At 69.3% G+C, this 12,082-nt stretch carries 8 protein-coding genes; all 8 read left to right on the top strand.

From position 1 onward, the window contains the following. Nucleotides 1–84 precede the first annotated feature (84 nt). The 8 genes from ACZK5D_RS12785 to ACZK5D_RS12750 all read left to right on the top strand — a co-directional run bounded on the left by ACZK5D_RS12785 (nucleotide 85) and on the right by ACZK5D_RS12750 (nucleotide 11,999). Nucleotides 85–675 carry a TetR/AcrR family transcriptional regulator gene (locus ACZK5D_RS12785; RefSeq protein WP_463665565.1) on the top strand — a complete coding sequence of 197 codons (591 nt, stop codon included), beginning with the start codon at nucleotides 85–87 and terminating at the stop codon, nucleotides 673–675. Further along, complete coding sequence (locus ACZK5D_RS12780; protein WP_463665564.1) at nucleotides 672–1,295, top strand: MBL fold metallo-hydrolase; 624 nt, start codon at nucleotides 672–674, stop codon at nucleotides 1,293–1,295. The genes ACZK5D_RS12785 and ACZK5D_RS12780 overlap by 4 nt, the downstream gene beginning before the upstream one ends. A gap of 243 nt (nucleotides 1,296–1,538) precedes the next feature. Then, nucleotides 1,539–4,649 carry an efflux RND transporter permease subunit gene (locus ACZK5D_RS12775; RefSeq protein ID WP_463665563.1) on the top strand — a complete coding sequence of 1,037 codons (3,111 nt, stop codon included), beginning with the start codon at nucleotides 1,539–1,541 and terminating at the stop codon, nucleotides 4,647–4,649. Continuing rightward, complete coding sequence (locus tag ACZK5D_RS12770) at nucleotides 4,649–5,080, top strand: efflux RND transporter periplasmic adaptor subunit (protein WP_463665562.1); 432 nt, start codon at nucleotides 4,649–4,651, stop codon at nucleotides 5,078–5,080. The genes ACZK5D_RS12775 and ACZK5D_RS12770 overlap by 1 nt, the downstream gene beginning before the upstream one ends. Continuing rightward, entirely contained in the window at nucleotides 5,080–8,223 is a 3,144-nt protein-coding gene (locus ACZK5D_RS12765) for an efflux RND transporter permease subunit (protein WP_463665561.1), read from the top strand. Before ACZK5D_RS12770 ends, ACZK5D_RS12765 begins: the two co-directional genes overlap by 1 nt. Before the next feature lie 250 nt (nucleotides 8,224–8,473). Further along, the gene (galE, locus tag ACZK5D_RS12760; RefSeq protein WP_463665560.1) at nucleotides 8,474–9,463 is read left to right on the top strand and encodes a UDP-glucose 4-epimerase GalE; all 990 of its coding nucleotides are present in this window, start codon (nucleotides 8,474–8,476) and stop codon (nucleotides 9,461–9,463) included. A gap of 133 nt (nucleotides 9,464–9,596) precedes the next feature. Further along, the gene (locus ACZK5D_RS12755; protein WP_463665559.1) at nucleotides 9,597–9,722 is read left to right on the top strand and encodes a hypothetical protein; all 126 of its coding nucleotides are present in this window, start codon (nucleotides 9,597–9,599) and stop codon (nucleotides 9,720–9,722) included. A gap of 132 nt (nucleotides 9,723–9,854) precedes the next feature. Continuing rightward, entirely contained in the window at nucleotides 9,855–11,999 is a 2,145-nt protein-coding gene (locus ACZK5D_RS12750) for a cell wall-binding repeat-containing protein (protein ID WP_463665558.1), read from the top strand. The last annotated feature ends 83 nt before the right edge of the window (nucleotides 12,000–12,082 follow it).

Genomic DNA, 12,082 nt, shown 5'->3' with positions numbered 1-12,082 from the left:
GAGGAGGCGCGTTAGGCTCGCTCTCTGAGGATACAACTATGCATCGAGTTGCCTACAAACCTGAATCGGCGGGAGACCTTGACCATGACGACTGAACCCACGAAACGGCGCGAGGACACCCGCCGAAGGCTCGTCCTGGCCGCCATCGACGAGTTCAGCCGCCGCGGCATCGACGCCACCAGCGTCGAGCACCTCTGCCAGGCGGCCGGGTTCACACGCGGCGCCTTCTACTCCAACTTCGCCACGAAGGACGACCTCTGCGTCGAGATCATGCGCCACGTGGCCCAGGAACAGGTGGACACCTACCGCTCCGCCCTGGCCGGGCTGCCGGAGGAGATGACCACCGAGCAGATCATCGCCGGCATCCTCAACGTCAACGACGCGGGCCCCGAGGTGCTGCGCACCCTGATGGAGATCGACCTGCGCGCCTACCGGGACCCGGCCTTCGGCGATCGGGTGGACGAGGTCCGCAAGGACGCCTGGCCGTCCTACGTGGACCTGGTCACCTCAGCGGCCGAGCGCGCCGGCGTCGAGTTCGAGGTGGACGTCGAGGACCTGCTCCTCATCTTCGAGGCCATCTGGCACCACCCCCGGACCGCCGCCAGCGGGCAGGCCGGGCTGCGGAACCGGCTGATCACCGCCGTCGCGAGCCGCCTCACGAGGGGGAAGGCGTGAGCGCGCGCGTGGTGCGCCTGGTCACGGCCGGGAACCACGACCCCGCCGGCCCCCCGGTTCACGAGAACAACGTGTGGATCGTCGGCGACGATGTGTGCGTCGTCGTGATCGACCCCGCACACGACGCCCGGGCCGTCGAGCGTGCCGTTGCAGGCCGGGAGGTCTCGGCCGTCCTGCTCACGCACGGGCACTGGGACCACGTCCGGGCGGCACTCGACTTCGCCGCCCTGGTCGGGGCACCGGTGCACCTGCACGAGGCCGACCGCTTCCTGTGGGCGGCGGAGCACGGCGAAGCCGCGTTCACGCCGCTGCCCGACGGCGACACTTTCTTGGCCGGAGACCTCACCCTGGAGGCCCGCCACACGCCGGGGCACACCCCAGGCTCGACGTCGTTCGTCGCGCAGCACGTGGGCTGCGTGTTCACCGGCGACACCCTCTTCGAGGGGGGCCCGGGCGCCACGAGGTGGGACTACTCGAGTTTCGACACCATCATCGGCTCGATCGGGTCGCGGCTGTTCACGCTCCCCGACGAGACGGTGGTGCACACCGGCCACGGCCCGTCGACGTCGATCGGCGCCGAGCGCCCGAACCTCGACGAGTGGGTCCGCCGCGGCTGGTGAGCTTCCTCACCACACATTGTTGCTTCGCGCACGCGAATCGGTGCGAAAGTTAGCATCCCGCGGCCGCTAGGCACCGCAGCAGAATCGCGCTGACAAGTGATGAAACAGCGCCCCCGGAGCAAGATGAGAAAGCTCTCATTTCCCCCCTCCCTCCCGCAGCCACCCCCTCATAGTCTCTGAAGCGAAACCTCTCCCAGGCCAGCACCACCTGGCTCGTGAGACCCAGCAGGGGGGACGTCGGCCATGATCCGATCCATTGTCTCGGCGAGTGTTCGCCTCCGTCTCCTGATCCTCACCCTGGCGGCAGCCATCCTGGTCCTCGGCTTCGTCCGACTCCCTCAGGCAACCGTCGACGCGCTACCCGAGTTTGCGCCGCCGTTTGTCGAGGTGCAGACCGAGGCCCTCGGACTCTCGGCAGAAGAGGTTGAGCAGCTCATCACCGTCCCCCTGGAGGCGGACCTGCTCAACGGCGTCCAGGACGTGGACGTCATCCGGTCCGAGTCGATGCCCGGGCTCTCCCGCATCGTCATGGTCTTCGCGGCGGAGACGAGTCTGTACGAGGCCCGCTCCAGGGTCCAGGAGAAGCTGACCCAGGCCCACGCGCTGCCCCAGGTGTCCAAGCCACCAACGATGCTCCAGCCGCTATCGTCGAGCAGCCGCCTGCTGATGGTCAGCATGTCGTCCGACACGCTGACCGCCATCGAGCGCTCGGTCCTGGCCCGGTGGGTGGTACGCCCGCGGTTGATGGGCATCCCCGGCGTGGCCAACGTCGCGATCTGGGGCCTGCGTGAGCGCCAGCTCCAGGTCCAGGTGGACCCGGAGGTCCTGGCGGCCAAGGACGTGTCCCTGGAACAGATCATCTCCTCGGCCGGGAACGCTCAGATCGTCTCGCCGCTGACCTTCCTGGAAGCCTCGACCCCGGGCACCGGCGGCTTCATCGAGACCGTGCAGCAACGGCTGCAGGTGAGGCACGTCTTCGACAAGTTCGCCACCACCGACGAGCTCGGGAAGATCCCCGTCGACGAGGGCGGCGGCCTCCTGCTGCGCGACGTGGCCACCATCGTCGAGTCGCATCAACCGATGATCGGCGACGCGATCGTCGGCGGCGCGGGCGAGGGTCTGCTCCTGGTGGTCGAGAAGTTCCCCCATGCCGACCCCGCCGTGGTGACGGGCGCCGTCGAGGATGCGCTCGACGAACTCCGCCCGGGACTCGCCGGGGTCGAGGTGGACTCCTCCACGTTCCGGGCAGCCGACTACGTCGACGCCGCGACGGCGAATCTCCGCCTCGCCGCCACCCTGGGCGTGGCTCTTCTGATCGCGGGTGTGGGGCTGTGGCTCCTCAGCTGGCGGGCCGCGGCCTTGACCCTGGCGTCCGTCGTCGTGTCGCTCACTGCGGCAGGGCTTGTCCTGCAGTGGCGGGGCGAGACGTTCAACGCCATGACCTTCCTCGGACTGGCCGCCGGCGCGGTCCTCCTCGCCTACGACGCCGCCCACTCGGCGACTGGACAGGCCGTCGCGGACCCCGGGGGCGGTGCCGCGTCGGCGCACGACGCGTCGGCCCTACCGGGCCTGCGTGGGTATGCCCTGGCGATCGGGCTGGCCTGGATCGTTCCCGTCGCCGTCGTCGAAGGCCGGCCGGGCGCGTTCATCACGCCCGCCGTGTCCGCGTACGTGGTGGCGCTGCTGGCCTCCTTCGTCGTCGGCATGACGGTCACAGCCGCGCTGGCCTCACTCCTGGCGCGTGGCGCATCGGCGAGACCGGCACCGCCGGCCGCGCGGATGGGCGCCGGATACGGGTCCCGCATCGCCAGCCTCGCCGGGGGCCCGATCGCGATGGTGGCGGTGGGGGTGCTGGCGATGGTCACCGTGGCGGGCGCCGCGCTCGTGCCGTCCAACATCATCCCCACCCTGCAGGATCGAAACGTGCAGGTGAGCCTCACGGGGGACTCCGGCGCCTCGCTGGCCACGACGACTGCAGCGGTTGCCCAACTGTCCGACGAGTTGAGCGCTGTGCAGGGAGTCGACGCCGTCGCCGCACACGTGGGGCGCGCGATCACCGGCGATCAGATCGCCGACGTCAACACGGCGAGGATCTGGGTACGCCTGGCCGCCGACACCGACTACGACCAGGCCCTGCCCGAGATCGAGGAGACCGTCGCAGGACTCTCCGGCTACGCGCACGACGTGGTGCCGTACTCGAGCCAGCGCCTCCGTGACATCGGCGCGGTGGTGCATGGCACGGCCGTCTCCGGCAGCACCTTCGACGTCCTCACCGGCTCGGCGCATCCGTTGACCGTCCGCATCTACGGCGAGGACCTGACCTCCATGCTGGCGAAGGCCGACGAGGTCCAGCAGGCGCTGTCGGCCGTCGAAGGGGTCGTCGACCCACGGGTCATCGCCCCGGCGATGGAGAAGGCTGTGGAGATCACCGTGGACCTCGACAAGGCCGCGGTGCACGGCATCAAGCCCGGCGACGTCCGCCGCGCCGAGGCCACGCTCGTGCAGGGGATCCAGGTGGGCAGCATCTTCGAGGGCCAGAAGGTCTTCGACGTGATCGTCCAAGGCACTCCCGCCACACGCGCCAGCGTCGAGGCCGTCTCCAGCCTCCCGATCGAGAAGCCCGCCGGTGGCGTCGTCGTCTTGTCCGAGGTGGCCGACATCAGGATCGTCGACGTGCCCGAGCGCATCGATCGCGACGCAGTGGCCCGACGGGTGGACGTCGTGGCCGACCTGGACGGACTCGATCCGGCCGGTGCGGCCCTGGCCGCCCAGGAGGTCGTCGACGGCGTCACCTTCCCCTTGGAGCATCACGCCGAGGTACTGACCTCGTCCACCGCGGACGAGCTGAACCTGGTGGCGGTGATCGGCTTCGCACTCGCCGCCGCGCTGGCCACCTTCCTGATCCTGCAGGCAGCCGTCCAGTCGTGGACACACGGCGCCCTGGCGTTCCTGTCCTTGGTCGCGGCGCTGGCCGGTGGCGTGTTGGTGGCTCTCGTGATCGGCGGTTCCCTCGGCGCCTGGGCGGGGGTGTTGGTGTTGGTAGGAATCGCCGCACGCAACACTCTGCTCCACATCGAGGACAGCGGCCGCACGGCCACCGAGGGAAGGCGTGCCGATCCGGGCCGGCACCTCTCCGTCGTCCTCGGCACGGCCATCGGCGTCGCGTTGCTGCTACTGCCGGCAGCGGTCATGGGACCGGTCGCGGGTCTGGAGCTCGTTCAGCCGCTGGCCCTCGTGGTTCTCGGCGGGCTGGTCACCACCACGGCCGTCGGGCTGTTGCTCCCCGCCGTGACACCCCCCAGACCGGCGTCCGCTGCGTCGCACGGGGGCGCGCTGGGGACGGAGGTGGCGTGATGCGCGCCCGGATGATCACGGCCACGGCCCTCGTGGTCCTGTGTGGTGTCCTCGGCGGGTGTGCGCAGGCTGAGGGACAGGCGGCCGGCCACTACGAGCCCGCGCACGTGGAGACCGTCGACCCGGCGTCGGGGCTGAAGCGGGTCACGTTCACCGAGGAGAGCGCCGCGCGGGCCGACATCCAGACCGCCCCCGTGACGGCGGCCGGGGTCCTGCTCGAGATCCCCAGCGCAGCGCTGATCTACGACAACGTGGGCACCACGGTCGTCTACGTCGCCCTGGATCCGCTGACGTACCAGCGAGAGACGGTCGAGGTGGTCGTCGACGACGGCCGGACCGTGACGCTGTCGCAGGGGCCGAAGGCCGGCACACTGGTGGTCACCACAGGTGCGAACCAGGTGTGGGGCGCCGAACTCGGGGTCGGTCACTGATGATGCGCCGGATTGTGGCCTCGAGCCTCCGGTTCCGGTGGCTGGTGCTGTTCGCCGCCGGCACGTTGATGCTGCTCGGATTCCTCGACCTGCGCACCGCCTCGGTGGACGTGTTCCCCGAGTTCGCACCCCCCAGGGTGGAGATCCAGACCATCGCCATCGGCAACAGCTCGACCGAGGTGGAGGAGCTGATCACCACGCCGATGGAGGAGCAGCTGGCCGGCATCGAGGGCGTCGAGGAGCTGCGCTCCAAGTCGGTGAGCGACCTGTCCTCGATCACCCTGATCTTCGCCCGCAGCTTCGACCAGGAGCGGGCCCGCCAACTGGTGGCCGAACGGATCGCCCAGCTGACGCCATCGCTGCCCACGTGGGCCTCCCCGCCGGTCCTGATGCCCCCCTTGTCCTCCACGAGCCGGGTGCTCAAGATCGGGCTCTCCTCCGAGACCATCTCGCAGATGGAGATGTCGCGGATCTCGTACTGGACCATCCGGCAGCGGCTGCTGCGCGTGCCCGGCGTCGCCAACGTGGCCATCTGGGGTGAGCAGTTGCAGCAGCTCCACGTGCAGGTTGACCCCCGCAAGTTGGCCCAGCACAACGTGACGATCGACGAGGTGATGGACACCACGGCGCAGGCTCTGGACGCCCAGATCCTGCGCTACACCGAAGGCTCCGTGATCGGCACCGGCGGCTTCGTGGAGCAGAACGGGATGAGGCTCACCGTGCGCTCGGTCCAGCCCATCGACAACCCGGAGGCGCTGGCCAAGGTCACGGTGGAGACCGACGACGAGACCCTGGTCACCCTTGGCGACCTCGGCGAGGTGCTGACGACCTACGGCCCCACCTGGGGCGACGGCGTCGTCAACGACAAGGCCAGCATCCTGCTGGTGGTGCAGAAGTTCCCCGACACCAACACCCTCCAGGTGACCAGGGGTCTTGAGGACGCGATGGCCGAGCTGCAGCCCGCCCTGACCGGCATCACCGTCGACACCACCATCTTCCGTCCCGCGACGTTCATCGAGACGGCGGTCGACAACCTGACCACCTCTCTGCTCATCGGCATCCTGCTGGTGGTGGCGATCCTGATCGCGTTCCTGATGGAGTGGCGCACCACCCTCATCAGCCTGATCGCCATCCCGTTGTCCCTGATCATCGCGCTGATGATCCTCGACCTCAACAACCAGAGCATCAACGTGATGGTCCTGGCGGGCCTGGTGGTGTCGATCGGCGTGGTGGTCGACGACGCCATCATCGACGTGGAGAACATCGTCCGCCGGCTGCGGGAGGAGAAGGCCAACCCGACCGGCACGTCGGTGTTCAACGTCGTCGTCGACGCCTCCGTCGAGGTCCGCAGCGCCATCATCTACGCGACCCTGATCGACGTGGCCGCGATCGTACCCGTCTTCTTCCTGGGCGGGCTCTCCGGGGCGTTCTTCCAGCCGCTGGTGCTGGCCTACGGCCTGGCCGTGATGGCCTCCATGATGGTGGCGATGACCGTGACCCCTGCCCTCTGCTTCCTCCTGCTGGGCAGGGGCGCAGTCAAGGCCCGCGAACCCTGGCTGCTGACCAGGCTGAAGGCCGGCTACACGCGACTGCTGGACCGGGTCACCCGCACCACCAGGCCCGCGATGACGGCCGTGCTCGTCTCCGTCCTGGCCGGGATCATCATCGCCCCCACGCTCGGCCAGTCGCTCCTGCCCAACTTCAAGGAGCGCGACTTCCTCATGCACTGGCTGACCCCGGCGGGCACCTCCCAGGGCGAAGAGGTCCGTATCTCGATCCGCGGCTGCCAGGACCTGCGTGAGATCCCCGGCGTCAACAACTGCGGATCGCACATCGGCCAGGCCCTGCTCGCCGACGAAGTGTACGGCGTGAACTTCGGCGAGAACTGGATCAGCGTCAGCGAGGAGGTCGACTACGACTCCACGCTGGCCGAGGTCCAGCGCGTCGTCGACAGTTACCCCGGCATCTACCGCGACGTTCAGACCTACCTCCGCGAGCGCGTCAAGGAGGTCCTCACCGGCACCAGCGAGGCGATCGTCATCCGTGTCAGCGGTCCCGACCTGGCCGTCCTGGAGGCGAAGGCGAACGAGATCGCTGACCGGATCAAGGACGTGCCCGGCATCGCCGACGCGCACGCCTCACTCCTCACCACCATCCCTCACATCGAGGTTGAGGTGAACGAGGCCGTCGCGGCCGCCCACGGGTTGAAGCCAGGAGACATCCGGCGTCAGGCCGCGACACTGGTCGCCAGCGAGGAGGTCGCTGACATCTTCCACGGCGGCAGGGCCTACGACGTCCACGTCTGGAGCACCCCGGAGACCCGGGGCAGCGTCTCGGCGCTCGGCGAGCTGCCCATCGACACGCCGGACGGTGAACGCATCAAGCTGAAGGACCTGGCCACGATCCGGATCGCCCCCACACCCAACGCGATCGAGCGCGTCGAGGGATCGCGCCACATCGACGTCGGCGCCAACATCGAGGGCGCCGACCTGAGCGCCGTCGTGCGCGAGGTCGAGGCGCGCCTCGTGGGCGTCGAGATCCCGGCCGAGACACACATCGAGGTTCTGGGGGAGGCCGACGAGTTCGGAGCCGCGCAGTCTCGGCTGCTGCTCTACGGGGCGGGCTCGTTCATCGTGATCTTCATGCTCCTCCAAGCCGCGTTCGGGCGGCTGCGCCTGGCCGTGCTCCTGTTCGCGACCCTCCCCATGTCCCTCGTGGGTGGCATCCTCGCCGCCCGGCTCACCGGAGGCGTCATCACACTCGGCTCCCTCGTCGGCTTCCTGACGGTGTTCGGCATCGCCGCCCGCAACGGGATCCTGCTGATCAGCCACTGCCAGCACCTTGAACGCGTCGAGGGCGTCCCCTTCGGCCATGACATGGTGATGCGGGGGGCATCCGAGCGGTTGGCACCGATCCTGATGACCGCCTCGGCGACGGGGCTGGCATTGATTCCCCTGGTGGTCATGGGCAACCAGCCCGGCCACGAGATCGAGTACCCGATGGCCGTGGTGATCCTGGGCGGCCTGGTCACGTCGACGCTGCTCAACCTGTTCGTCCTGCCGTCGCTGTACCTCCGCTTCGGCCGGTCGAGGAAGGAACGCCAGTCCGCCGTCGAGACTGAGCCGCAGCCCGTGGCCGGGTGAGCGTTGAGCCGGACACGGCTCTCGGCGGGCGGGCTTGAGCCGGACACGGCTCTCGGCGAGCCGCCTTGAGCACGCATCCGGAGTCAGTCGCGATTCCAGGGATTTGAACGATCCAAGCGCAACGACTCCGAAGTCGTGCTCAACGCCACCCCGGGGAGCAGGCTCGGAGCGGTGCATCGCGACGGGGGCTCGGGCACCACTGACGGCGTCCCAGCAATAGGATGGGGCGAGTCACCACGGAAGGTTAGGCATGAAGGTCTTGATCACCGGCGGCGCCGGGTACATCGGCAGCACCGTCGCATCGGCATGTGAGGACGCGGGCCACGAGGTGGTCATCCTCGACGACTTCTCCACAGGGCGCCGCGAGTTCATCGGGAACCGGGCCGTGTACGAGGGCGACTTCGCCGACGAGGCCCTCCTCGAGCGCGTCTTCTCCGAGCACGCCATCGACGCTGTGGTGCACTGCGCCGCGAAGATCGTGGTGCCCGAGTCGGTCGAGCAGCCTTTGGACTACTACGAGAACAACGTGTCCAAGACCATCACGCTGCTGCGGGCCATGGAGCGCGCCGGGGTGCTGCGCTTCCTCTTCTCGTCGTCGGCCTCCATCTACGCCCCCGACGAGAACTTCATCGTCACCGAGGCCTCCCCGCTGTCCCCGGGCTCGCCGTACGCGCGCACCAAGTACATCGTCGAGATGATCCTGGAGGACTTCACCAGGGCCTCCGCCATGAAGGTGCTGTCGCTGCGCTACTTCAACCCCATCGGCACGGACCCGAAGCTGCGCTCCGGGCAGCAGCTCGAGAAGCCCAGCCACGTGCTGGCCAAGCTGCTCGAGGCGTGGAGCAAGGGTGAGACCTTCACCGTCACCGGCGTCGACTGGCCCACCCGCGACGGCTCCGGCATCCGCGACTTCATCCACGTCTGGGACCTGGCCCAGGCGCACGTCGCCGCACTGGAGGGGTTCGACAAGGCCACCGCCAACTCCTCCTACGAGGTGTTCAACATCGGCACCGGCAACGGGGTGACCGTCAAGGAGCTGGCGGCATCCTTCGAGGCGATCTCCGGCGACGCCCTGAGCGTCGCTGAGGGCCCGTCGCGCCCGGGCGACGTGGCCGGCGTCTACACCGTCTCGTCGAAGGCCAAGGACGTTCTGGGCTGGGAGGCGAAGCTGACCGAGCAGGAAGCCGTCCGCGACGCAATCGCCTGGCTGCCCGTCCGCAAGGAGATGCTCGGCTACTGAGGTCCGCACACTTCTCGCTGTGAGGCCGATGGTGTGCAGATGCGCAGCGACGGCTCCACAGCGAGAGAGTGCGCCTGCTCCCGTCCGCCCCACCGGCTGGCTCCCCGCGGGAGCCGGCCATAGAGTGGGACCCATGTTGCGCAAGCTGGTGTGGATGGCGGCCATCCTGGTGATCGTTTCCGCGGTCTCCACCATCGTCGACCGTCGAGAGGCGGCGCGACGCCGCGAACTCTGGGCCGAGGCCACCGACCCCGCCTGACGCCCCTCCACTCCGCCGACTGCGCTCGTCGCGGCTGATTCGGCGAATAGGACCCTGAGGGCCGCCGATTTGCCGATAGTGAGTTGTAGGCTGCATGAAAGTAGGGTGCATTCCGGCTCGAGGGGGGCTGACATGGGATTCGTCAAGGCGGGTTCGTTGATTCTGGGGATCGTGCTGCTCTCAGCACTGGTGCCGCCGCCGACATCCGCTGAGGAGGTCACCCCACCTCCGGTCGTCTCCTCGGTCGAGCCCGAACCGACTGGCCCGACGCCCGAGGTCACCGCCGACCCCACACCCATCGATCCCACCCCAGACCCGACGCTGGATCCGACACCGGACCCCACCCCAGACCCGACGCTGGATCCGACCCCAGACCCGACGCCGGACCCCACGCTGGATCCGACCCCAGACCCCACCCCAGACCCGACGCCGGACCCCACCCCAGACCCGACCCCAGACCCGACCCCAGACCCAACGCCGGGCGAGCCCAGCGGCCCTGTCGCCCCGACGATCCAGCGCACGGCCGAGCAACGCGTCGGTGGGGCTGATCGGTACGCGACCGCCGCCAACCTCGCGCGGTGGCTCCCTGTTGGGGACGGGCACCGCGTCGTCGTCACCACCGGTGAGCTCTTCCCCGACGCACTCAGCGCCGGCCCCATGGCGGCGCGCGAGCAGTCGCGCCTGCTCCTGACCCGAACCGCCTCGCTCCCCGACGCCGTCGCGGCAGAGCTGGCGCGCAGCGAGCCGCAGGAGATCGTCATCGTCGGCGGAACCGGTGCGGTCTCGGCGACGGTGGCCTCGCAACTCGCGGCGATCGCCCCTGTCACCCGGATCGCGGGCGCCGACCGGTACGCGACCGCCGCGGGCGTCGCCGCCGGCATGACCGTGACCGACGTCGTCATCGCCTCCGGCGAGTCGTTCCCCGATGCCCTGTCGGCCGGGCCCCTCGCCGCGAAACTGGGAGCGCCCCTGCTCCTGGCACGCCAGCTCTCGCTCCCACCGGCCACCGCGCAGGCCCTCCAGGATCTGGCGCCCACCACGGTGACGGTCCTCGGTGGCCCCGGCGCCGTCGGCGACGCGGTCCTCCAGGAGATCAGGCGTGTCACCAGCGCCGTCGTCGTCCGCATCGGCGGCCAGGACCGCTACGACACCGCCGCCAAGGTGGCGCGAACCTACTTCGACGGCGCCGACACGGCCCTGTTCGCCTCCGGCGTGGAATTCCCCGACGGACTCAGCGGCGCCCCCCTGGCACACGCCTATGGCGCGCCGGTACTGCTGAGCACGGGCACCTGCGCCTCGACCTACACCACCGGAGCGGTCTCCGCGCTGGCCCCCGCTCACCGGTTCTACCTCGGCGGGGTCTCCGCGGTCACCAGCTCGCCCACACCCTGCGGCACATCGGCCGTCCGGCGCGGCGTCAATCCCCCTGTCGCGTCCATCCCCGACGACGTGCCCACCGGCAGCGCGGCGGACGAGGCCTTCTACTTCGTGCCGCATCAGGACGACGAGTTGATCTCGATGGTCGGGGGGATCACCCGCGACATCAACGCCGGACGTCGGGTCCACGTCTACCTGATCTTCGCCGGCTACTGGACGAGCGTGAAGGACTACCTCTGCGAGGACCTGAACCGGTGCCTCACGAACGCTCAGCTCACCGCGTCGCGCAACGCCGAGCTGTTCACCTCGCTCGAGAGGCTGGGCGTGCCGGCGGGCAACGTCCACTTCCTCTACATCACCGAGGAGGATTCGGACGCAGAGGAGGTCGCACGGGCGGCCATGGGCAAGATCATGGCGGCCGCAGGCTCTGGCGCACGGTTCCGCTCGATGAGCTGGCTCGACGCCCACCCCAGCCACTACCGGCTCGGCCACGCCGTTCGCGAGATGTGCGACGCGGACAGGGTCGACGACTGCCTGTTCTTCCAGTCCCCGCTGTACCAGGTCCACCCGGACGCGTTGGGCACGCGACCGGTCGTGACCCCCGTCGGCTCCGTCCTGACAGCTCAGCGTCCCCCTGTGAGCGGCGCGGTCGCGGCGTACAAGGAGGACTATCCGACGCTCGGCCGCCACTCGGTGGGGTGGCGCTCGGTGCACCAGCAGATCACGTGGATCGAGCAGAACGCCTATTCCTGGGCGCACGGCCGCACCTGGGCCTCGGCCGCAGACAAGCGGGCAGCTGATGCTTGGATAGCGCTCTATCAACCCGAATACTCGACCAGCGGCCTCGCCCGCATGGCCGCGCCTGCGGCGATCCCTCTCGAGGAGTACTCGGGCGGCTGATCGGTGCGCCACACTCCGGGCGCTGGGTTCACGACGGACCCGGGCCTCCGGAGTGCTCCGCCTCGGGGTCCGCGATGCCGAGC

The sequence above is a fragment of the Tessaracoccus yangjingae genome, from assembly GCF_055326235.1.
The sequence above is the reverse complement of the archived record's forward strand: the minus strand, read 5'-3'. Positions and strand labels throughout refer to the sequence as shown.